17 protein-coding genes are annotated in these 22,231 nt (G+C 40.1%); 10 read left to right on the forward strand and 7 right to left on the reverse strand.

Going from position 1 to position 22,231, the window contains the following annotated elements; translation table 11 throughout:
• Nucleotides 1-72: 72 nt before the first annotated feature.
• On the reverse strand, nucleotides 73-2,871 hold the full coding sequence (locus PASHI_RS06650) for a TonB-dependent receptor (RefSeq protein ID WP_062565006.1): 2,799 nt from the start codon (nucleotides 2,869-2,871) through the stop codon (nucleotides 73-75).
• Between the two features lie 313 nt (nucleotides 2,872-3,184).
• Nucleotides 3,185-3,970, reverse strand: a complete 786-nt coding sequence (locus PASHI_RS06655) for an IclR family transcriptional regulator (protein ID WP_062565007.1) — start codon at nucleotides 3,968-3,970, stop codon at nucleotides 3,185-3,187.
• Between the two features lie 432 nt (nucleotides 3,971-4,402).
• Here PASHI_RS06655 and PASHI_RS06660 point away from each other — a divergent pair, with 432 nt between their 5' ends.
• From PASHI_RS06660 to PASHI_RS06675, 4 genes are all read left to right on the forward strand, one after another.
• Complete coding sequence (locus PASHI_RS06660; RefSeq protein WP_062565008.1) at nucleotides 4,403-5,545, forward strand: Gfo/Idh/MocA family protein; 1,143 nt, start codon at nucleotides 4,403-4,405, stop codon at nucleotides 5,543-5,545.
• A 19-nt stretch (nucleotides 5,546-5,564) separates the two neighbouring features.
• Nucleotides 5,565-7,340, forward strand: coding sequence for a sodium:solute symporter family protein (locus tag PASHI_RS06665; RefSeq protein WP_062565009.1), 1,776 nt, complete (start codon nucleotides 5,565-5,567; stop codon nucleotides 7,338-7,340).
• Nucleotides 7,341-7,602: 262 nt separating this feature from the next.
• Nucleotides 7,603-9,099: an alpha-amylase family protein gene (locus PASHI_RS06670; RefSeq protein WP_062565010.1), complete on the forward strand. Its 1,497-nt coding sequence runs from the start codon at nucleotides 7,603-7,605 to the stop codon at nucleotides 9,097-9,099.
• Nucleotides 9,100-9,362: 263 nt separating this feature from the next.
• On the forward strand, nucleotides 9,363-10,364 hold the full coding sequence (locus tag PASHI_RS06675) for a family 43 glycosylhydrolase (RefSeq protein ID WP_054560730.1): 1,002 nt from the start codon (nucleotides 9,363-9,365) through the stop codon (nucleotides 10,362-10,364).
• 67 nt (nucleotides 10,365-10,431) lie between these two features.
• Here the strand turns inward: PASHI_RS06675 and PASHI_RS06680 are convergent, their stop codons facing one another.
• Nucleotides 10,432-11,244 carry a DUF2306 domain-containing protein gene (locus tag PASHI_RS06680; RefSeq protein ID WP_244269375.1) on the reverse strand — a complete coding sequence of 271 codons (813 nt, stop codon included), beginning with the start codon at nucleotides 11,242-11,244 and terminating at the stop codon, nucleotides 10,432-10,434.
• A 224-nt stretch (nucleotides 11,245-11,468) separates the two neighbouring features.
• Here PASHI_RS06680 and PASHI_RS06685 point away from each other — a divergent pair, with 224 nt between their 5' ends.
• On the forward strand, nucleotides 11,469-12,605 hold the full coding sequence (locus PASHI_RS06685) for a helix-turn-helix domain-containing protein (RefSeq protein ID WP_244269376.1): 1,137 nt from the start codon (nucleotides 11,469-11,471) through the stop codon (nucleotides 12,603-12,605).
• 3 nt (nucleotides 12,606-12,608) lie between these two features.
• Here the strand turns inward: PASHI_RS06685 and PASHI_RS06690 are convergent, their stop codons facing one another.
• A complete protein-coding gene (locus PASHI_RS06690; protein WP_062565012.1) occupies nucleotides 12,609-14,336 on the reverse strand; it encodes a response regulator in 1,728 nt (575 codons plus the stop codon).
• A 1-nt stretch (nucleotide 14,337) separates the two neighbouring features.
• Entirely contained in the window at nucleotides 14,338-14,877 is a 540-nt protein-coding gene (locus tag PASHI_RS06695) for a heme NO-binding domain-containing protein (RefSeq protein WP_062565013.1), read from the reverse strand.
• A 192-nt stretch (nucleotides 14,878-15,069) separates the two neighbouring features.
• Here PASHI_RS06695 and PASHI_RS06700 point away from each other — a divergent pair, with 192 nt between their 5' ends.
• Both PASHI_RS06700 and PASHI_RS06705 read left to right on the forward strand, forming a co-directional pair.
• Nucleotides 15,070-16,674: a sensor domain-containing diguanylate cyclase gene (locus tag PASHI_RS06700; protein ID WP_062565014.1), complete on the forward strand. Its 1,605-nt coding sequence runs from the start codon at nucleotides 15,070-15,072 to the stop codon at nucleotides 16,672-16,674.
• Between the two features lie 116 nt (nucleotides 16,675-16,790).
• Entirely contained in the window at nucleotides 16,791-18,377 is a 1,587-nt protein-coding gene (locus PASHI_RS06705) for an RICIN domain-containing protein (protein WP_062565015.1), read from the forward strand.
• Between the two features lie 57 nt (nucleotides 18,378-18,434).
• Here the strand turns inward: PASHI_RS06705 and PASHI_RS06710 are convergent, their stop codons facing one another.
• Entirely contained in the window at nucleotides 18,435-19,583 is a 1,149-nt protein-coding gene (locus PASHI_RS06710) for a hypothetical protein (RefSeq protein WP_062565016.1), read from the reverse strand.
• 264 nt (nucleotides 19,584-19,847) lie between these two features.
• On the opposite strand from PASHI_RS06710, the gene PASHI_RS06715 reads away from it, so the two are divergent.
• The 3 genes from PASHI_RS06715 to PASHI_RS06725 are packed head-to-tail and all read left to right on the forward strand — an operon-like array spanning nucleotide 19,848 to nucleotide 21,462.
• Nucleotides 19,848-20,702 (forward strand): alpha/beta hydrolase, encoded by an 855-nt coding sequence (locus PASHI_RS06715; protein ID WP_244269377.1) that lies wholly within the window; start codon nucleotides 19,848-19,850, stop codon nucleotides 20,700-20,702.
• Nucleotides 20,699-21,256, forward strand: a complete 558-nt coding sequence (locus tag PASHI_RS06720; RefSeq protein ID WP_062565018.1) for a DUF2975 domain-containing protein — start codon at nucleotides 20,699-20,701, stop codon at nucleotides 21,254-21,256. Before PASHI_RS06715 ends, PASHI_RS06720 begins: the two co-directional genes overlap by 4 nt.
• Nucleotides 21,256-21,462, forward strand: coding sequence for a helix-turn-helix domain-containing protein (locus PASHI_RS06725; RefSeq protein ID WP_054560721.1), 207 nt, complete (start codon nucleotides 21,256-21,258; stop codon nucleotides 21,460-21,462). Before PASHI_RS06720 ends, PASHI_RS06725 begins: the two co-directional genes overlap by 1 nt.
• On the opposite strand, the gene PASHI_RS06730 is transcribed toward PASHI_RS06725, so the two are convergent.
• Nucleotides 21,459-22,229, reverse strand: coding sequence for an AraC family transcriptional regulator (locus PASHI_RS06730; RefSeq protein ID WP_062565019.1), 771 nt, complete (start codon nucleotides 22,227-22,229; stop codon nucleotides 21,459-21,461). The genes PASHI_RS06725 and PASHI_RS06730 overlap by 4 nt on opposite strands.
• Nucleotides 22,230-22,231: the final 2 nt, after the last annotated feature.

The following is a 22,231-nucleotide window of genomic DNA, read 5'->3' on the forward strand; positions in this document are numbered from 1 at the left end:
AGTTGGTTTCATAAAAAAAGCCTCCGTTAGGAGGCTTTGGGTTAGGTTCATCACCTACAACAACATAATGGGTTAGAAGGTTCCGCGAATACCTACGAAGTACTGGCGACCTGTAAAGTTGGTTGTCGCAATGATTGATTCGTCGTTATTGAAGTAACGGTCGAAACGCTCATTGGTTAAGTTGGTCACATTAAAGGTCAATGAGTAGTTGTCATTGATTTTGTAAGACGTACTTAAATCAAGCTGTTGGTAGTCGTTTACATGACGAGGACCAGCGAAGAAACCGAACGAAGGTTCTAGTAAGTATTTCTCACGATAGTTGTAAGATAAACGTACTGACGCTGGGCCTTTTTCATAGTAACCAACTAGGTTATATACATTTTTAGACAAGCCAGTATAGCTGAATGTTTGACCTTCAAAGCCATCACCAAAGTCAGTGTCACTGTCTGTGTAAGTATAGTTTGCTAGCATACCTAAGCCATCGAATGGCGCTGGTAAGAAATCAAAAGCAGTTTGGAAGCTAAGCTCTGCACCATTGATTGTTGCCGATGCCGCATTACGTGGACGGTCTACCGATGCCCAATCAATTCCGGCAATTGTTTCTGGTGAGCTTGAGTTAAATACAAAGCCATCAATGTCTTTTTGGAACAAAGCAACACTTGCTAAACCTGTATCATTGAAGTACCACTCAAGTGATAAGTCGAGTGAATCAGACTCAAATGGTTCAAGAGCCGGGTTACCCGCAGAGCCTGTCAGTGTGGTCGTACTAAATGTAAAGCGTGGCGATAACTGCGAAAGCGTAGGGCGCGTTACTGTTTTGCTAGCCCCAAAGCGTAAGTACACTTCGTCAGTTAGCTCTGCATTTAAGCTTAAGCTTGGTAACACATTGGTGTAACTACTGCCTGTTGAGCTAGTTTCACCAACTACGTCGTAATCACCGGCACTGCGGATGATGATTTCAACTGGTAATGCACCTGTAGCTTCAACATCGGTTGTTACTGCACGTACACCCACATTACCTTTTACTGGAATGTCGGCTACATCAAAGGCCATGTTCGCTTTAACGTATGCTGCAGCAATATCTTCTTCAACTTTGAATGAGCTGATGCTATCAAACTGTTGCTCAACACCGTATTTGTTATGGAAATCAATTGGATCACCAATCACAAAGCTGCGGATAACATTAGCGTTTGGTGCTTCACCTAAAAAGTCATCAACCGGGAAATCAAGTAAGTTAATCGCTGATGTAGGTAGTACATCAGGTACCCCATTTGAGCCTGTAAAGCTGTTACCTACATAGGCTTTGATTTCTTTTGAACGTTGTGTGTAACGTACACCTGTTTCTAGGCTTGTGAAGTACTCATTGTCTAAGAAGTACTTTGCGTCAACGGCAAACGACAGAGATGTATCTTTTACGTCACGTGCATTTGAGTTACCAAACGCTACACGGTAGTTATCAGGGTCATTTAAGTCAGTACCAGTAACATATAGGTCAGGGATACCATTATCTGGATTACGCGCATCATACACTACGTCAGCAAATGCTTGTAATAGCACGCTTTTAAGGTCGCGTGATTGCTCACCTTTAGAATAACCAATATCAAAATCAAGTTCCCAATCATCATTTGGCGCCCAATTTACATGAGTACCTAAAGCAAGCGTGTCTGATTCTATCTTAGTTAATTCAGATACGCTTCTAAACTGAGTTTGCGGTGCAACGGCATAAACCAGGTTATCGTTTTCTACCACAGCTTCGGTTACGAGGAATGGGAAAATACCGCCTACACCACGACCGTTTGGGTCATTTAGGTCGGCTGCAACCCACAGGCTAGGGTCTTGTGGGCCACGGAACTGGAATCGAGCAGGTAACTGTAGCGCTGTTTCATCTACATCGAATGTTGCATATAAACCATCAAATGTGATGTTTAACTCGTCGCTAGGTTGAAACTCGATTACTGCATTTAAGCCAGTACGAGTTCGCTCATCACCATAGTATTGAGTAAGGGGTTCGATAGGGTAAAGAGAATTAGGGTAATCGATACTACCATCATCTGTACCACCTGGCACTGTGGCAAGGTCAGGGCGAATTTCAACACCATCGCCAGTGCCTGGACCAAAGTTTACATTACCCCAAGAAAAATATTCGTCTTCACGGGTTCGACGCTCTGAGTAGGTTACACCAACGAGGACACCGAGTTTTTCATCGTCTGATTTCCAGTTCACAATGCCTGAAATACGCGGGTCGGTTGAATCTGGCAGCTCACTGTACACACCTTCAGCTGACCAAGCACCAGAAAAGCCAACTTCATCTGCATCAAGCGGTTTACGAGTTTTGATGTCAGCATTACCACCAATACCGCCTTCGAGTTGATCTGCTGATACTGTTTTATAAACGTCTAGCTGACCAATTAGCTCTGAAGGCAGTACATCTAAAGAAAATTGACGACCAATACTGCGACCTGATGCTAAAGAGCGGCCATTTAAAGTAACCTGTGTAAAATCAACTGGTAAGCCACGGATTTGTACATATTGACCACCTAGTCGGCCATCGGTACTGCCATTGGTGCCGCCATTTGGGCTACCGCGAGGACGGTCAATTGAAATACCAGGAACACGTTGCAAAGACTGCGCGACGTTTTCATCAGGGAATTTACCCATATCTTCAGCGGCAATTGAGTCAAGAATTTTGTCAGAGCCACGCTTGGTGGCGATAGCTTCTTTCAAACTCAGTCTCACACCGCTGACAGCGATTACTTCAATATCATCTTGTGCAACATCCTTAGCTGTACTTTGTTCCTCTGCCATTGCTGTGCTACCCATCAGGGATAAAGCAACAGATAAGGCTATTTGGCTTTTGGTGAATTTCATCATATTGACCCCCATCGCTCTCGGCGAATTATTCTCGTGAATGTTCAAATGTCCATTCAGTGATATATAAAGACTAAAAATCCGTCAACGCGCTTTGCTGACTGCGTTAGCTAGGTTTCTTAGTTAAAATTTCGCCAAGAATGATGTTTTATAAATGAAACAAAATGGTTGAATTTATGTTAATATTTATTTTGGGAAAATTCCTAAAATAGTATTAGCTAGTTGCGTATTCACCAAAAGAATTGCGCATACCAAAAGACCAGTATATTGCTTGAATATTTGTATGAGTGGAAAGTCATAAGAAAAGCACCATGATTTAGGCCTCTTCGTCAAAACCCATTTTCTGTGAAATTTGAAGTGAGGTTTCTTTTAACTTATTTATCACATGCTCGAAATCAGCATTACGCGATTCGTCACGGTACATCAGAATTGAGGTGAGCAGCACAGCAACGGCATTATGGTAATAATCGAAAATGGGCACGCCTATATCATATACGCCAGCAAGAACAGGGCTTGGCATGGCTTCATGACCTTGTTCTTTTACGCGCAGCCAAATATTTCGCAGTGCCATTAAATCAAGAGACAAGTCAGGGTGATTTTCTTGGTATGCTTTGAGCATTCGTTCACGGTTGTCGTACGATGCAAATGCTAATAGCACATGTCCTGCACAGTTATCGGTAAGGGGGCCTCTTCCTCCAACGGGTAGGGTTAAGCAGTTGCTGTTGGTATCATAATCTTGGTGAGACAAGATTAATCCACCACCGTCTGAATACACCACTAAGTGGCAAGATTGTTGAATTTCACTACACAATTCTTGGATGATAGGAAAGGCAACATTATTTAGGTGGTGAACTGGCGCGTAGCGGTGAGTAAGCCGATAAAGCTTGAGTGAGAGCCTATAAACGCGTTCAGTTTGAAAAAACTCAAGGTAGTGGAGATCATTTAGAACCGCCACCATACGAAAAATTTCAGCTTTTGATTTCCCTAATGAGTCAGAAATTTGTGTCAGATTTAACCCTTCCGGGGTTCTTGCGATTAATTCTATAATCGCCATGCCTTTCTCAAGAGCGGGCGCTTTATATTTAGTTTCTTTCTCTGTCATCGGGTACTTCTAATTACTTATTCTTAGATTAAAACCTTATACATAAGTGTAGTCTCAAAGAGCGCTTATGCACTGAAATATCACCTGAATTTGGTAATAAAGTAGCTTGTATATCCCAACTGTTTTGTTTTGGTCAATAAAGGTTTTCTGATTTTTATTTGAAAATTAAGTAGTTGAATTTATTTTTGAACAATGATTCACGTAAAGTTTTTGTTATCAAAGTGAGTGAATATAGCGCCTCTCGATAATAAATATTATTTAACGTACAGCTAACTAGAACCTTTATTAATTGAAGATTGTTTTGTATGTAAAACCCATGTTGAGCCGAATTTCATAAAAAAAATCCCATTCACAAAGCGCAGACAAGTGATTGACTGTTCAAGTGCAAGGTAACTAACTTGAGTTATTAATGTACCTTGCAGGAATAAAATTGTGAAAGTAGGAATTTGTGGTTTAGGCGACCGGTTAAGTTATGTTGCCAAAGTGATGCATGAGCTTATTCCAAATTTTGATTTGGTGGCTTATGCCGACCCTGAATCTGTAAAAGTTGAGTACATGCAGTCGCATGGTATCTCGATGCGCGCTTATGACGAACTTGCAGATATGTTGCAAAATGAGCAGCTTGATATGTTGATGATCGGCTCTCCAAATCATATGCATTTAGAGCACTTACGCCTTGGCATTGAAGCAGGATTACTCATTTTTGCAGAGAAACCTATTGTGATGTCTGAGCAGCAGACCTACGACGTGCTTGAGCTTATCGCTAAACATAATGCCTTCGATAAAATTTTAGTGGGTATGGTGCTTCGTTATGCGCCTTTGTATAAAGATTTGGTCGCAGCCTTATCATCTAAATTACTGGGTGAAATCACCAGTATTGAGGCATCAGAGCATATTCCGCCAGAGCATGGTGCGTTTTTTATGCGAGATTGGCGCAGACATCAGGGACTTTCGGGCGGCTTCTTATTAGAAAAATGCTGTCACGACTTAGATCTTTATCAGGGCATTGTGAAAAGTCGCCCAGCTAAACTTGCCAGTTTTGGCGGTCGAAGAACCTTCACGCCTGAGAACAAGCACTTAGGCAAGCATCCTGTCTATCATCAGCGCAAGTCACGCTGGAATGGCATAGATGAAGTGTTTGATAACGATTCTGAGTTGGTGGATCACCAAACCGCACTCATTCAGTATGAAAATGGCATAAATCTGAGTTTTCATACTAACTTAAATGTACCGAACGATTACCGACACTTTAGTGTATTTGGCACACTCGGTATGGCTGAAGGTGACTTTGTGCGTAACTATTTCAAAGTGCATGACTGTATTACCTCAGGGGCATTGATTGATAAAACGTACTTACACGATGATTCAATTTCGATGCACTACGGCGCTGAAGAAGAAATGGCGGCAGATTGGATTGCCTTTTTTGAAAGGGGGACTCCTTTACCGGTATCCATTGTTGACGCTTTGCAAGCGGGGCTGACCGCCATCAAGTTAGATGAAGCTAGGCAAACAGGTTCGATTATCGATATGACAGAAACATGGAAAAAATTTGATAGCTACCTAAATAAAAATTAAAACACATCGGGGGATTCACATGGTCTTAATTGATTGGTTAATAGTTGCATTTTATGTAGTAGCAGCGGTTGTTATCGGGATGCTCTTTACAAAAAAGGCCAGTGAAAGTACGGCTGATTTTTTTGTCGCAGGGCGATCTTTACCTTGGTATATCGCGGGCACATCCATGGTGGCCACCACCTTTTCATCTGATACACCCTTGTTTGTAGCAGGGGCTGTGCGAGAGCAAGGCATTTACGCAAACTGGATTTGGTGGGTGAGTGTAATTGGCGTGATAATTTCGGTGTTCTTCTTTGCTAATTTATGGCGAAGATCAAAAGCACTGACCGAAATTGAGCTTATCTCACAGCGATATGATAAGAGTAAAGCCACTGATTTTTTAAGAATTTTTAAAGCTATTTTTGATGGCGTGTTTGTTAACTGCATTATCATCGCATCTGTTACTCTCGCTATGTCGAAAATTATTGTGGTGATTTTAGGACTCTCTCCTGAACCCCTATTCAACATTCCTCTGTTTGGTGCTATCACAGCGACCACGCTTATTTTGATTGTGCTAGCTGTTGCAGCGGTCGTGTATACCGCGATGTCTGGTTTATATGGCGTTGTATATACCGATTTAATTCAATTTGCCTTGGCAATAGTGGGTTCTGTGGTATTAGCTATTATTGTCTATGTCGACTTACAAGATCACGGTGGCATCGTTGCTGCGGTTGAGGCATCACCTGGGTTTAATAGCGATACATTAAAAATGATCCCCGACTTTGAATGGGATCTAAAAACCGCAACTTTTGTTATTTTAGTTTGTATTGGTTGGCTAAATTACGCGCCCGGGTTTGGTTTTTTCTTACAGCGCACACTTGCTGCCCGCAGTGAGAAAGATGCCATGTTGAGCTTATATTGGTTTGCTTTTTGCCATCTCGTGTTAAGAAGTTGGCCTTGGATTATCGTGGGTGTTGCCTCTTTGGTTTACTTTCCATCGTTGGTAGATGCAGAGCAATCATACCCAATGATGATAGATGAATTCTTACCAGTTGGTTTAAAAGGCATTATGGTCGCCTCTTTACTTGCTGCTTTTATGAGTACGCTCGATACTCAACTTAACTGGGGCTCGTCTTATTTAGTCAATGATGTTTACGAGCCTTACTTAGTTAAAGGCCGAGAAAAAGCACATTACATTAAGGCTGCTCGGTTCAGCATGTTAGCCCTTACTTTGGTTGCTCTGATTGTAACGACTCAACTTGAAAGTATTCTAGGCGCTTATGAATATATTTCGGTAATCATCATTCCAATCTCTGTGGTACTTATCGCTCGCTGGTATTGGTGGCGAATAAATGTGTGGTCTGAAATTAGCGCGCTTATTACTGCCGTTATTGTCGGTAATGCGATGATGTACATATTACCCGATGAAGGCGAGGCTAAGTGGTTTGCCGTGCGCATGCTAGCAACCACGATGACAACCTTGGTTGTGTGCTTAGTTGTTACCCTAATGACCTCAAGTAAAACCCCAAGCCCAAAAACCATTGAGTTTTATAGTCGCTTAAAAATCCACGGCCGCGGCTGGAAAAAAGTCAGAGATTTAACAGGCATTGAACCAATCGCGGCGGGGATTAAAGATAACGCTATTGCTTGTGTTGCGAGTATTGCATTTATTTACTCGCTACTGCTCGGTATTGGTAATGCCTTATTTGAAGATTGGCAAACCTTTGGCTATTACTTAATTGTGATTGTGGCCTCTGGTTGGGTTGTAAAGCGTAAAATGCCGAAAGTGATAGCCTCATTAAGGCAAGAAGTATAACAATTTAAACTCCTAGTTGTGTCGCAAGCCATACGTTGTTTTTAAATAAGCATCGTATGGCTTTTTTATTAACATTTTTTAATTGGTAAATAAGAAAATTCATATTGATAAGAATATTTCATTTTTAAAATACCAATAATTTTAAAGCGTTAAATATGAAACGAATGAATGGTAGTTGCTTGTTTTTGTGTAATTTAATTGTTGCTCGTTTGTAAATTTAATAAGCTCGTTACATTCCTTATTTTCATGTGGTTTAGTTGCTATGAATAGTAAAATCCATAAAATCCTATCTGGTGTTGCCTTAGCAAGTAGTATTAATGTGGGTGCTGCAGAGTTACCTAAAGAAGTTAAATGGATGCAAGATGCCAAGTGGGGGATTAGTCATCACTATCTTGCTGGTGGCACTATGGATAATGCGTGGTACCAAATTACAGACTATAACGAGTGGAATAACTACGTTAATGGTTTTGATGTCAACGATTATGCTGATAAAGCCGCCAAGCTTGGTTATCGTTATGTAATTTTTACCATTACCCAAAACCGTGGTTACTTATCTACGACCAGTGATATTTACGATCTACACTCACCTGCATGTCCGAGTAAACATATTGCACCGGGTTGTATCACACAAGTTAATTCTAATCAGGCTGATTATACGCCAACCCGTGACCTTGTTCTGGATATGGCGCTGGCGCTTAAAGCAAAAGGCATCAAGCTAATTGCATATCTACCTTCACACTTAGGTGATAGATGGACGGGCAAAAAAGTGAAAGCGCCATACCCAGACTGGTTTATCAATGGCTTTGTGAGTGAAAGAGCCCAAACCTGGGGTGATAATATTGCCGGTTGGTGGTTTGATGGTTGGTATCAAGCAGATGAATCGCAGCAAGAACTTGCGGCTAATAATGACTACCCAGTAGCTGATCAGCTAGCGAAATCAGTGCGTAGTGGTAACCCGAATGCAGTGATCACTATTAGTGATGGTTTTGAGTACAGCTTTATTCCGAATGACCCACAAAGTAACTACACCCAAGGTGAGCATAATGAGCTACCGCCTATTCCAAAATCAGGTGAAGTAACCACGGCGCTCGGTACAAAAGTGCAATGGCATGGCTTTACGTATACCTCGCAAGAAGATCCATTATTTGGTGGCTGGGGGCAAGTTAAGCGCAGCTTAAAATACAGTAATAATGAGGTAGCAAACCGAGTAAAAGACATCGCAAGGGCTGGGGGGGTCACAACTTTAGATGTGGCTATTAATCCAAACGGCAGCTGGATAGTTGACCGCTTAGTGCAAATTCAAACGGTAGGAAACACGGTTGGTACAACATCTGACACCACTTATTCAGGCTTAGAGCTTGTAAACGATGATGATCCTCGAATTCAGTATAGCGAAAATGGCAACTGGGTGAGATCTGAGCAAACAAATACTGGCGAATATAAGCAAGATTTGCATATGACAACCGTTAACGGTGCGTCATTTAGTTATGACTTTAGTGGTTCGAGTATTGTCTTTGCGACCTCAAAAGATATTAACCATGGTGACGTTGAGGTTTTCTTAGATGGTAAATCACAAGGTATATACTCTATTTTTGATGGTAACAACTACCGTCAAGTTCAAAGTATTGTGTTCGAAAAACATGATTTAGCAGCTGGAGCGCATACCTTAACGGTTAAAAAAGTATCGGGAGATGTTATGCCTGTTGATGTAGTGCTCTCGAAAAAAGCAAAGAAAATATATAAAGCCAGATCGCTCTAGCGATATCTAAATCATGGGTGGATGGGGATCCCCCTTTTTATTCAAGCAAGTTTGAGGTTTAACTGAGAAGCCTTAAGCTTGCTGCTCCATATTAAACCTATTCCATGTAATGCTATTCCTTAACTTTCGCCAATAAAGCTTGGGCATCTTATAGCTTGTCCTTACATTTCTTTTCACTGTCTGTTAAAAATAATGTTATATTTGTGTTCTTACTTAAAAGTAATAAAATAATACAAATTAAAATTTAACGATCAGGTTTCAAGATGACATTACAAACAAATAGTCCGTTAGTAGAGCAGCGTGCCGATCCGTTTGTGCATAAGCACAGCGATGGTTTTTATTATTTTACAGGTTCTGTACCAACTTATGATCGCATTGAACTTCGTAAGTCTGCGACATTAGAGGGCTTAAAAGACGCTGAAACCTTTGATATTTGGTTTAAACATGACAGCGGCCCAATGAGCCGTCATATCTGGGCACCTGAAATTCATTACCTCGATGGCAAATGGTATATCTACTTTGCTGCCAGTGAAGAAGATGATATTTGGGCATTACGCCCGTATGTGCTTGAGTGTAAAGGTCAAGATCCGCTAAATGACGAGTGGGTTGAACTTGGCATGATGCAAGCGGCTGAGGGCGATGAAAAGTCGTTCACTGATTTTTCTTTAGATGCCACCATTTTTGAAAACAACGGTAAGCGTTACTTTTGCTGGGCAGAGAAAACCGGCGGTCAATTTGCTGCATCAAACCTGTATTTAGCGGAGATGGAATCTCCAATTAAGTTAAAAACAGCACAGTTTATGCTGACGACACCAGATTACGATTGGGAACGTGTCGACTTTTGGGTAAACGAAGGCCCGGCAGTACTTAAAAATAACGGTAAAATCTTCATTGCTTTCTCTGCAAGCGCAACAGGTGCATGTTACTGTATGGGCTATATGGAAGCCGATGAAAACAGCGATTTACTTGATCGTAATTCGTGGACTAAAACACGTATGCCTGTGCTTGAAACAAGTGTTGAAAAGAAAATTTTCGGCCCAGGTCATAACTGTTTTACAGTAGCTGAAGATGGTGAAACACCACTGTGTATTTACCATGCTCGTGACTATGAGCACGCAGTTGGTGAACCAAGTGTGGTGCCAAAAACAGACACCCGTCCACTTGAAGAGATTGTAAAAGATCCGCTTTACGATCCAAACCGCCACGCTCGAGTTATGGAAGTGAAGTACGACGAAAATGGTCGTCCACTATTTGAACTGTATTAATTTTATAGTGACGTAAATTAAGTTCATAAAGCCACCAATTTAGGTGGCTTTATTGTATGAGAGTCAGTTAGCCAACAATCGCAGGGTACCAGTTTGCCAAAGTCACCCCAAATAAGCCGATTAAGAACACGATTGATATTAGCGTCATTAAACAGGCTGTGCCGATAGTGATAAACGTAATATTTGTACGAGCTGCATAGTGAACAAGCTCGGCTATTAAAAGTGGTACTAAGTAAGAGCAAAGGCTAACAGCAAGTACGGCAGGACCTGTGAATGTGGCGGTATCGACGCCTAAGGTGCCAAATACTAAAAACCATGCAAATATCAGTAATCTAAAAAACAACACACCATTAGCAGCAAGATATAACCGTATAGCCCACCTTTGATGAGCGTTGAAGTTACGAACCCGTGCTGTTTTCACTGCAAATATACTTGATACGATAACAACTAAACCGCCAAACATTGTCAGTGCATGCATCAGTGTATTACCAACCGTTCCTCTTACAATCATTAAATACATGCCAGCAAATGAAATACAGCAAGCTAAAACAACAAATACACGGCCATTGTAGCGATGGAATGCTCTGTATTTTGCCCTCAGTTTTTCAATGAGTTGTAAGCTTCCGCCAAGGATCATCACTACCGCAAATAATACATGCACTGCATACATGAAATTCCCTGTGGCATCATTAGCAACATAGGCGGTGTTATTAAGTCGGTTCCAACTTGATAGACCTGTAGTTAACCCTGTCATTCCATAACCAAGAATGAGGTAAATCACAAAGCAAGTTTGCGCCATTAGCAGGCTAATAAACCAAAGCTTTTTACTGTATTCGAGCGCTTTTAAAGGTGTGAGTTTGCTATCTTTGTTAAACATCATCAATTCCATTACATTTTTCTAATACCGCTAATATAAAGGGCTAGAGCAAGATTTCTTCTCAAATTCGAAATTTGATCAATGAAATATTGTGTTTACTTTTGAGAACTCACACTGGGTTTGACACATTCACTAACAAACTCTTTTTGCTATGTTGATTTTGAAAAAGTAAACTCATCTGATTGGTAAATAATTCATCAAACTCCCAATTTAAGGTATGTAGAGTTATGCAAAATACTTCCCCTTATTACTTACTCGTTTTTGTTTGTATGGGGCTCATGCTGCTAAATGGTATGAAAAAAGAGAAGCAGCTTATTCATTATCTGTTTGCTGTATTTTGCGGTTCGCTTTGCATGGTTGGGGTGCAAAAAATCAGTGCACCAAGTATTGGTGTTTACAGTTATTTAATCGGCTTATTTACCTGCGCAACCTGTAATATGTCTTGGCTTATATCACGCACTTTGTTTCGTAAGCATAAGCCTATTGCTTCGGTACATATTGCCGTGGCAGTTGCTATTGCGGGTTTAATTATGTTTAACCAAACTTGGCATTATTTGGTGAGTATTGATGTGCAAGTTTTCCCTGAGAGCCAATTCATGTGGCGTTTAAAGCAAGGTATGGCCGAAATAACGGTGTTGCTATCTTCAAGTATTCTGGTGTTGTCTTTTTGGGAAGCGTTACAGGGCTATAAAGAGAAATCACAAACGCAAAAGTTGCAGGCAAGTATTTTTGCTAGTTGCTACTTTTTAGCGGTATTTAATGCCAGCATACTGCCTAAGTTTTTATTCAGTGAAAGCGAATTTCAACAATTTGAGCCACTTATAATTACCTCATCTGCATTGTTGATTGTATTTGCAATGCAGCTAGTAATGTTTTTGCAAAACCGTGCCCACAGTAGCGTGCCTGAAGCTGTTGATAGTAAAGTGGTGAACTCTGAAAAGGTAGTGAAAGCTACCCATCAGGCTGAACAATCTGAAAATAAAGAGGTAGAGCCTGAGCTTATTACTGATATAGAAGCACTGATCAATAAGCAGGTTTATTTGCAAACTAATTTGAAAATTTCTGACTTTGCACAAGCATTAGCAGTACCTGAGTATAAGATTAGCCGCACTATTCGCCATCATTTTAAAGCATCTAATTTTAATTTATTTATTAATCAGTACCGAGTAAAGCATGCACAAGGGCTGCTACTTAAGGACGAAGCAAGTCATTGGAGCATTTTAAGTATTGCAATGGAAAGTGGTTTTTCTTCGCTTGCTACCTTTAACCGTGTTTTTAAAAGCATTGTTGGGGTTAACCCAAATGAGTTTCGTAAGCAGAACAACTCATTAGTTGAACAAAAAGTCTTAGAGCTTACTGACTAGAAGTTACAGTGGCTTTTGCGTTAAATGCTCAGCAATGACCTCAAACATGGTTTGCACTTCTATTGGCTTGGCTATATAGCCTTGCATTCCTGATTCTTTAGCTTTAGTTAGGTCGGCTTCCATGGTGTTGGCGGTCATGGCGATGATTGGAATATGGGCAAACTTTGATTGCTGTTTGATTTTATTCGCTGCGGTATAACCATCCATTCTTGGCATTTGGCAGTCCATCAAAATACAATCGAAAGTGCCTTTTTCTACAGCTTCAATCGCTGCTATGCCATCTTCGGCAATATCAACAATAAAGCCATTTGAGCGTAGTATTTGCGATGCAACTTGTTGGTTAAGCGGGTTGTCTTCAACTAGCAGTATTTTTGAGCCGGCGAGCTTTTTAAAGCATGTATTGTCGACTCTGGTCTCTTTTTTCGTAGCGATACCCATCACATGCTCGAGGGTTTTTAGTAAGTTTCCTTTAATAATTGGCTTTAATAATATTTCTTCAACGGTTTTATCAAGTGTACTTAGCGTGTCTTTAACTTCTTGGTTTTCAAAAGATGCGAGAATAATGGTTTTTTTAATATCGATAGAAAGCTGCTTTTTGAGGTTCTCTAAAATGTTATTTTGCTCACAGTTTAGTACGTGCCAGTCTAAAAAAATGAAGTCGTAATTATGGCTAATATCGACCTTAGATAGCTTTTCATCTAGGCAATTAATCGTCTGCACATTGATGTCTAATACTTTGAGCATGTCATGTAAAATAGTTTCAGGTTTGTCGCTTTGCTCAATAATAAGAGCACGTTTATGTTTAAAAATGTCTTTGTCGTGGCAGCTTTGCATAGCCGATAGCGCAAATGACACGTCAAAACTAAAGCAACTTCCTTTGTTTAATTGGCTTTTAACCTCAATATGCCCACCCATTAGTTCGATGATCTTTTTACTGATAACAAGACCAAGACCCGTACCACCAAACTTACGGGTTGTAGAAACATCAGCTTGAGAAAAGGGCTTGAACACACTATTAACTTGCTCTTGTGACATGCCAATACCTTGGTCAATCACCTGAAAATTAATACAAATAGAGGTATCGGTTTTTGACTCTCTTGTCATTTTTAGCGTGACATTTTGCTGGTTCGAAAATTTAATCGCATTGCTTAGTAAATTTAATAATACTTGATTGAGTCTAAGTGCATCACCGATTAAAAACTCGGGTATGTCATCGTCAATATCAAAAATGACTTCGATGTTATTTTTCTCAATTAAGCTGCTGGCTAAATTAGCTAGGTTAGCGAGAAAGTCATTTAAGTTAAAATCATTGTTTTCAAGTTCAAGCTTGTTGGCTTCAATTTTAGAAAAATCGAGAATGTCATTAATAATCCCAAGCAGTGATTTGGCCGACAGTTGGATTTTCTCGACGTAATCATATTGCTTGTCGGTTAATTCAGTATCGAGGGCGAGGTGTGCCATGCCTAAAATTGCATTCATAGGGGTGCGGATTTCGTGACTCATATTCGCTAAAAACATTGATTTAGCTTGGTTGGCGGCATCGGCCATCTCTTTTGCTTTATTCAAATCTTGGGTGCGAAGGATAACTTCTTTTTCTAGATTTTCGGCGGCATGTTTTAGCGTCATATTTGCTTCATATAACTCTAAGGACTTCTGTTCTAAAAGCGCTTCGGCTTGTTTTCGAGCCTGGCGCTCTCGTTCTATTCTACGTTTGTAGAGTTCTTCATCCACATTAAGCTTCTTTTGTTAGAGTAAAAGTGGCAGATTGATAGTTATCGTCAATCTCACTTTTAACGGTAATAATTTCATTGAAATGCTCACAGGCGCCTTCAATCAAGCCCTCAGCTAAACATGCAAATGGGTTACCTGATCGATAAAACATTTGCATTTCGCAGTGACTAATTCGTTTTGTTTCAAAGCTTGGCAATTCTGCATCGTTGTAGAGCTTTTTGACCTCAATATGTACGTGTCGATCAATGGTATCAAGGAAATCAAAAGTATTTTCAACACTATCAAAGAAATGTGGATACAAAACAAAAAAGCGTTTTAACAAATGCTTACCGTAAGCATGAACCAGTTCATCAATGGGTTTATTTATATGTTTGCTCAATGAGCTGACCAACAATAGCAGCTCTGTATTATCGTAATTGCCAACGCTAGTATAAGCGCCGTTTGAAGTAAGTGAGTTTTCTTCGATGATTTTGTCTGCAACTTCATAAGAAAACTCATTTTCGACCATTTCTAAAAACTCGGTAAAGACAATACCTTTCATACGATAGCCCAATAAATCTTCATACTAAAAGTTTAGATGTAAAGAGAGATATTACAATTTTTCACCGGTGAACTTTAGTATGGATAAGGTTTCAAATTTGCTGAAAAATTAAAGCCTAGCAAGCAAACTGGCCAAACAAGGTTATACTTTTTAGTACTAATGTATTTTTGATTCTGCTGGGTTTAATGTTTTATGGTGATTGGTGCGAGGCTCAAAAAACGCTTATTACTTGCTTTCACCGCGGCGTGCTTTGCTATTTTGTTGGCGCAAACAATTATTCGGCATTTTTGGATTTTGCCAACGTTTGAAGCGATGACAAAACAAAATGATCGGATTGATATTCAGCGCGTGGAGTCACAACTTCAGCAAGAGATTGATGCGCTGTCAAAAATGGTCTTTGACAGCGCTGCTTGGGATACCATGTATGAAGCTGCACAGCAACGGGATACCCAGTGGTTCAATACTGACTATGTTATTGCAGACGCATTACAACGTTTAGACGTAAATGGTTGGTATTTATATGATACACAGGCAAATATTATCGGCGGTGGCAGTTTTAATAATGATTATAAGCCTTACTCACCAACGGTTTTAGAAAGCCCCAATTTGTTGATAAAAAACAATCTAATAATCTTATCTGACGATATAACCACTAGCCAATCTGAGTTAATCCATAAAGTCCGGTTTATTACTATAGATAAAACGCCTGCCGTGACGGTTGCTTACAATGTAACTAGGTCTGATGGCACAGGCGAATTTGTGGCTACGTTACTGCTTTGGAGCTTTATTGATGAAGGCTTTGTCGAAAATCTAACACCAGGGTTAGCAAATGATATTAGCTTTTATGGCACTGATGAAGCACCAAAATATAAGGAACATCTAATTAGGGTGTTTGGTGAAAAAAGGAGTGCACGCGAGACTACTCAACACAATCGGCGGCTTTACTTAGGAGTCAATGATCAAGCTGGAGACTTACTGTTTGTGCTATCTATAGCATCCCGTGAGCGGACTTACGACCGAAGTTTGTTTGATAGCTCTTTAATTACCGGTTTATTGATCTCTGGTTCTGTATTTATTTTGTTTTATTTATATATAAATCAACAGGTTTTAAGGCCACTCAGAAAGCTCTACATATTGGTAAATTCAGCAATCAGAAATAACGACTTTAGCGCTCGGGATGAGTATTTTGGCAATAACGAATTGCATCAGCTCGGGCGAGGTATGAATGAGTTGTTTAGTCTGATAGAAAATCAACGCGCAGAAATTTTAGAGCGCCACCAGAAGTTAAAACATATCAGTAATACCGACTCAATGACGACGCTTGCCAATCGTCGGGCATTGGATAAACATTTTGCAATGCTTGCCAGCGATACAGATTTAGCATCGCAGCCTATCTCAATGATTGTCGCCGATATCGATCATTTTAAACTCTACAATGACTACTATGGACATGATCAAGGTGACAAAGCGTTATGTGAAGTCGCCAATCTTCTTAAGGAAAATACCCAGCCAAGTAATCACTTTGTTGCCCGCTATGGCGGCGAAGAATTTGTAATTGTGCTCAGCAATACAGATAAGCAGGAGGCACTCAAAGTGGCTGAAACGCTACGAAACGCCGTAGCATCAGCTCACATAACTCACCAAGGCCGTGCAGACTTAAGCTATGTTACCTTATCGATAGGTGTTGCCAGTAAGGCTGCTAATGAGGCGTTTGATTCAGATAGCTTGTTTAAAATAGCAGATGACGCGCTTTATAAAGCGAAAAAGCAAGGTCGAAATTGCTGCGTTGCCGGATAGCTTTTAACATTTGTTTACATAAAATAAACATAAATGAATGTTTTTGGGTACGGATAAATTAAACTATCTCTTTAATAATATAATTTTATATTACAAATATAGTAAAGGAGATAGTCTTGAAGATTTTAAACCAAACTAAACTGTTAGCATTATGCCTACTAGCAGTTGCGTGTTTTGCTCAGAGTGCTGTTCATGCACAACAGTGTAGTGCTATGCCTGAATCTGGCACTGTATATTCCATTATTAATAGAGGCTCTGGCCTTGCACTTGATGTAAATACCAGTGATTCTAGCTCAGCCCCGAATATTATTAGCTACGAATACTGGGGTGGAAATAACCAAAAGTTTCAGCTTATTCAAGAAGCAGATGGCTATTGGATTATACGCTCTAAATTTAACAATAAAGTTCTTGATGTGTTGAACTCATCGCAATCAAATGGTGCAAATATAATTGCTTATGATGATTGGCAAGGGGCTAATCAACGTTGGTTGTTAAAAGCATCTTCATCGGGCGGCTTCAATATCGTCAATAAGTTAACTGGTAAATCTTTGACAGTTGCAGGCTCAAATAATACTGCAAATGTTTATCAAAATGATGATGCTGGGATCAGTTCACAAAGATGGTTTATTAATCCAGTAAATGGCGACTGTGGGACTACCGGAACCACTCCTAGTGACTTAATAGGCTTTGCATCTCAAGCAGGTCAAGATGGATTGAGCACAACGACGGGTGGTGGTAATAACACTGCCATCACAGTATATAGCTGTGATGATTTAAGTGCTGCATTGAGTTCTGGCTCTGCTGCGGTTATTCAGGTCCCAGATAACACCGTGATTGATTGTCGAACCGCCAATAGAACGGTACCAGCTTGTCCACTTGATTGTGGTCAATGGGGAGATTACGGTAAGACGTGGTACAGAATTCCCGTTGGTAATCAAAGCTGTAGTGAGTTGGGAAGTAGCTCAAACTCAACCGTGAATGTTACCCGTAATGATAGACGTATCATTGTGCAATCAAATAAAACGCTGCAAGGGTTAGGTAAAAACTCGAAAATAATTGGTGCTAGCCTCGTTATTAGCAAGCAGCGAAATATTATTATTAAGAACATTATGCTTGAGGATATTAACCCAGCCCTTGTAGAAGCAGGTGATGCTATTTCAATAGATGATAGTAGTCATGTGTGGGTGGACCACATGGCATTTAATAAAATCAGTGATGGATATATTGATGTAGACAATAGTCAAAACGTTACTTTAAGTTGGAATCGTTTTTATGGATATAACCCTCAAGTTTGCGCTAACCAGCATTGGTATACTCATTTATTCAGAAACTCTCAAATAACAGCGCATCACAATTTTTGGGATACAGCTGCAGGGCGAAACCCTAAAGTAGATGGCTATAACTCTCGTGTGCATATGTTTAATAATTACTGGAAGAACATTACTTATTTTTCAATTAGTGCGGGGAATGGCGCTGAGGTTTTAGTGGAAAATAATTACTTTGAAAATTCAGCGAAACCTCACTGGAATCAAGGCTCTGGTTATTTTAGTGCCTCAGGAAATGTTTACACTGGAAGTTCTGCAACTGATCAATATCGTGATAGCGGAGCAACAGTATTTGGTGATATTCAACTTTACCCATACCGCTTGGATGATCCAAATTCTTTGGGCAGTAAAGTGAATGGCGGAACAGGTCCACAATAAGTATCAATTGTGAGTTGGAAAAAGCTCAGCTATTACTTTATAGCTGAGCTTAACGCTTTAAATTGCAACCAAGCTTTGCTCAAGCATTGCTTTAATTTGCTTAACAATTTTCGCTTCTGTTTCTGGCTCAAATTGTTGAATACGTGGGGTGTGAATATGCCCTGTAGGGATGTCTGAATTAAGCTCATCACGTAGGCGAATACTACGATACGAAATTTCATTTGATAAGTAGCCACCGCCACCACCTTTTACCGCAGTCGCACCTTCTAATTCTTTAAGTGATTTTGGCTCAAATGCTTTTTCAAGCGTAACGACTTTATGATTGTCGTTGATTGGGAATGGCCCTTTGGCTTTTTGCATCTGCTTAACTGGTAAGCTGAAAGTTACAAACTCATTGCCTGGAAGAGGGCGGTCGTTAAGGCTCGAAATTTTCGGTGCAGTTGCTGTGCCGCCATACACAATATTGGCGTTATCGGGCGCCGTTACACTACGGCGTTTACCTGGAAAGCGTTCAAGATCAAAGTCTTTACCGCCCATACTAATAGTGGCAATCATATCGACATTGTTAAGTGCGTAATATGGCGCAAGTAATGATTCGATAATACCTTGGTCAAAGTCTTCGTAGCGTACTGGCACCATCACCGTATTGATCTCGGCGCTTATGCCATTGTAATTAATCACTTGGCCATCAAGTAATAATGCTGCAACACCGGATGGGTTACTTTGATTAATATTTCTATCTAATAAGAATGGATCAAAACCTGTAATTAAAATGCGTTTGTCGGTTTTTTTACTGTAATCAAGGTCGGTGCGGCCACGGCTGCCATTTTCAAGCATAGTTAATAACGCGGTTTGTTCGCTGTCGGTCATTGCAAACTGGGGTTTGCTGGTACGAATAATCTTGCTTGAAAGTAAACGCGCCCAATACAGCTCTCGGTCGTCGAAGCTGTTGGTTTTAATTATACGCGCTTTGGCATCGCGCCATAATTGTTTGGCGTAATCATCAATAAGGTCACTTGCTTGCTGATAACTAGCGGCAGCTTGCCACTGTTTTTCAAATTGGTTCACTTCATCAGAAAAAGCACTCAACACCTTTGGCATGGCTTTGCTGGCTTTTTCAATACGCAGTTCTTCAACGGTTAAATTGGCTGCAAATGCAGTAAATGACGAGGCAATTAAGCTAGTGGCAAGTAAAACTTTTTTCATGATTATCCTATTTAGTTACAGCACGTTTAGTAGGCTTGCCTTAACTATCCTATGGATAAATGCCAAGCGCAAATAAAATCGCTCAACACAGAATTTGAAAAATAATGAATTAAAGGAGATAGCGCTTTTGATCAAAGTTATTTCTCACAGGAAGGGCTTTTAATGTTCGATATTAAATAATTAATTATCGTTTTTCGGTAATTTTTGTTTGTTTTTTAACTTATCTAGTGCCATAGTAGTTTTTTTACTAGAAGGATCGTGAAAATGAAATTTGGTTCTATTGCAGTGGTTTCGCTGATTGTGCTGTTATTAACTGGTTGTACGACAATTAAAGTTGAGGAGTCTCACTTTTTATATCCGGATAAAAAAATAACGATGCAGGATATACAAAGTGTTAATGCCACCGCCAAAACGCAGGAGATAACTTTAAACACCGATGAAGGTACTAGACTTAAGGGTACCCTTATTAAAGTTGCAGATGCTCGTGCTACGGTAATTTACTTCGGTGGTAACCAGTTTCGCGTTAGTGCCGCAGGTGGGGAACCGGCAAAGCTACTTTTACCTTTTCAAGTTAATATTTTAATGATGGATCATCGTGGTTATGGGCTTAGTTCTGGAGTACCTAGCGTAGCTAATCTGCAAGCTGATGCATTACAGGTATTTGATTATGTAAAAGGCAGATCAGACCTAAATACTTTGCCTGTGGTGATCCATGGTCATTCTTTAGGAAGTATGATTGCAGGTTATCTTGCCAGTCAGCGTAACGTTGATGCTCTGGTACTTGAAGGGAGTGTGACAAATGTTGAACAGATGACAGCAGCACGAATTCCGTGGTTTGCTAAACCGTTTGTTAGTGTTGAGTTTAGTGAAGAGATTAAACAAGTCGATAATTTAAAAGCGTTACAAGTTTATCAAGCACCGCTATTAATAATTACCGGTGAAAAAGACACTCAAACTCCACCTGAGTTAGCTAAGTCACTATATCAACATGCAAAATCTCAGCAAAAGCAGATTTACATTGCAAAAGGGAAGCACCATTCTAATGCGTTAACAGGTAAGCAGTTAGCGACTCATTATGAGCAACTTCTAAAACAAATAACACTGAGTAAATCGTCATGAAAAAAATTGTTTGGATGAGTTCGTTTATCCTAAGCCTTCTATTTTTTACGCTTATTAGCTTGTTAGTAACAAGCATTATTGTGCTTTTCAGTGACAGTAATGTTTTAAGTTTTACACAAAGTAATGGTGCGCATATGTGGATTGGTCTTGAAGTCAGCGGCTCTTGGCAAGGAGTTGCACAAACATTAAATGAGCATGGTTTTGATAGTGTTTTATGGCTTGGCCTTGTGCAATTGCTACCGTTTATTCTGATCAACATAATTTTGATTCGGTTATTTTTGCTTTACCGACGTGGATCCTTCTTCGCTATTGAAAATATACAATGTTTTAAATGGTTAGGTGGCGTATTATTGGCGCAATTTGCACTAGTTGTGTGCTACCCGTCACTACTTATAACTCTTCTTAACTTGGCAACAGGATCAGATATCGGAAGGGTCGTGGCTATACAAGATACTGATATTATAGGCTTAGTGATGGGATTAATTATTTATGTTATTGGTTGGATCATGGGTCAAGCGCAGCAGCTACAAAAAGAGCAAGAGTTAGTGATTTAATGGCGATTATTATTGATTTAGATGTAGTGTTAGCTAAGCGAAAAATGAAGTCTGCAGAATTAGCTGAAGCGATAGGTATTACGCCACAAAACTTATCAGTTCTTAGAGCTGGACGAGCTAAAGCTGTGCGCTTTACGACCTTAGATGCAATTTGTAAGCACTTAGGTTGTCAGCCTGGTGATATTCTGCGTTTTGAGGATGACTAACGAAAAATAAGCTTTGTTTGTTTAGTTTGAGAGTCTTTCAATAACTTGCGGTATTTTGCTGGGGTGATGTGCATTATTGCTTTGAATTCTTTGATTAAATGAGGCTGATCGGTAAAGCCACATTCAAGTGCAATATCTGCAAAGCTCATTTCAGGGTTATCTTTAATTGCTTGTTTAGCAAGTTTTACTCGGTAGATACGCTCAAAATACTTAGGGGTGACGCCGCATTGATCCTTAACTTGCCTTTCGAGCTGGCGTTGACTGAGTGGGGCAAGTTGGTAAGCAGTTTCGAGTGGCGTTAACTCAATAAGGTTACGGATTAAGTGCTTTGAGTGCCTGTTGCTGTGGTTAATGTTTTTATTATCAGTAAAGTGGCGGCTAATAAGCGTAACAAACGCGGCTAAGCTGGCATTATTTTGCAGACCTAGTGCAATTTCACATAGGGACTGCTCTGCAAGGAGTGGGTGAGCGTTTCGCTTAAGTTCAGACAATACCGTTGGGTTAAAACGAATACCACAAAACTGTGCATCGTGTGAAAATGTGACTTTAGATGCTTGAGTCGATGTTTCTTGCACTGCATAAGGGGCAGCAAGCGGCTTGTCATCAAGTAAAACTTCACCAGCAACAGGAAACACAAGCCCTGTGGCACCATCGCAGGCAAGCCATTGCTCTCCTTGAGAGTGCGCTGTGGCATACCAAATAGCTTGTATGCTATCGGCAAGATTGCCCTTTGGGGTCATTAATTCTAGCGTTAAATGGTTACTCATTA

The sequence above is a fragment of the Pseudoalteromonas shioyasakiensis genome, from assembly GCF_001550135.1.
In the GTDB taxonomy this organism is placed as follows: domain Bacteria; phylum Pseudomonadota; class Gammaproteobacteria; order Enterobacterales; family Alteromonadaceae; genus Pseudoalteromonas; species Pseudoalteromonas shioyasakiensis.

What these genes read in the sequence shown, in the direction of transcription:
- PASHI_RS06650 (WP_062565006.1), bottom strand. Translation starts at nt 2,871, where the DNA reads ATGATGAAATTCACCAAAAGCCAAATAGCCTTATCTGTTGCTTTATCC.
- PASHI_RS06655 (WP_062565007.1), bottom strand. Translation starts at nt 3,970, where the DNA reads ATGACAGAGAAAGAAACTAAATATAAAGCGCCCGCTCTTGAGAAAGGC.
- PASHI_RS06665 (WP_062565009.1), top strand. Translation starts at nt 5,565, where the DNA reads ATGGTCTTAATTGATTGGTTAATAGTTGCATTTTATGTAGTAGCAGCG.
- PASHI_RS06670 (WP_062565010.1), top strand. Translation starts at nt 7,603, where the DNA reads ATGAATAGTAAAATCCATAAAATCCTATCTGGTGTTGCCTTAGCAAGT.
- PASHI_RS06675 (WP_054560730.1), top strand. Translation starts at nt 9,363, where the DNA reads ATGACATTACAAACAAATAGTCCGTTAGTAGAGCAGCGTGCCGATCCG.
- PASHI_RS06680 (WP_244269375.1), bottom strand. Translation starts at nt 11,244, where the DNA reads ATGATGTTTAACAAAGATAGCAAACTCACACCTTTAAAAGCGCTCGAA.
- PASHI_RS06685 (WP_244269376.1), top strand. Translation starts at nt 11,469, where the DNA reads ATGCAAAATACTTCCCCTTATTACTTACTCGTTTTTGTTTGTATGGGG.
- PASHI_RS06695 (WP_062565013.1), bottom strand. Translation starts at nt 14,877, where the DNA reads ATGAAAGGTATTGTCTTTACCGAGTTTTTAGAAATGGTCGAAAATGAG.
- PASHI_RS06700 (WP_062565014.1), top strand. Translation starts at nt 15,070, where the DNA reads ATGGTGATTGGTGCGAGGCTCAAAAAACGCTTATTACTTGCTTTCACC.
- PASHI_RS06710 (WP_062565016.1), bottom strand. Translation starts at nt 19,583, where the DNA reads ATGAAAAAAGTTTTACTTGCCACTAGCTTAATTGCCTCGTCATTTACT.
- PASHI_RS06715 (WP_244269377.1), top strand. Translation starts at nt 19,848, where the DNA reads ATGAAATTTGGTTCTATTGCAGTGGTTTCGCTGATTGTGCTGTTATTA.
- PASHI_RS06720 (WP_062565018.1), top strand. Translation starts at nt 20,699, where the DNA reads ATGAAAAAAATTGTTTGGATGAGTTCGTTTATCCTAAGCCTTCTATTT.
- PASHI_RS06725 (WP_054560721.1), top strand. Translation starts at nt 21,256, where the DNA reads ATGGCGATTATTATTGATTTAGATGTAGTGTTAGCTAAGCGAAAAATG.
- PASHI_RS06730 (WP_062565019.1), bottom strand. Translation starts at nt 22,229, where the DNA reads ATGAGTAACCATTTAACGCTAGAATTAATGACCCCAAAGGGCAATCTT.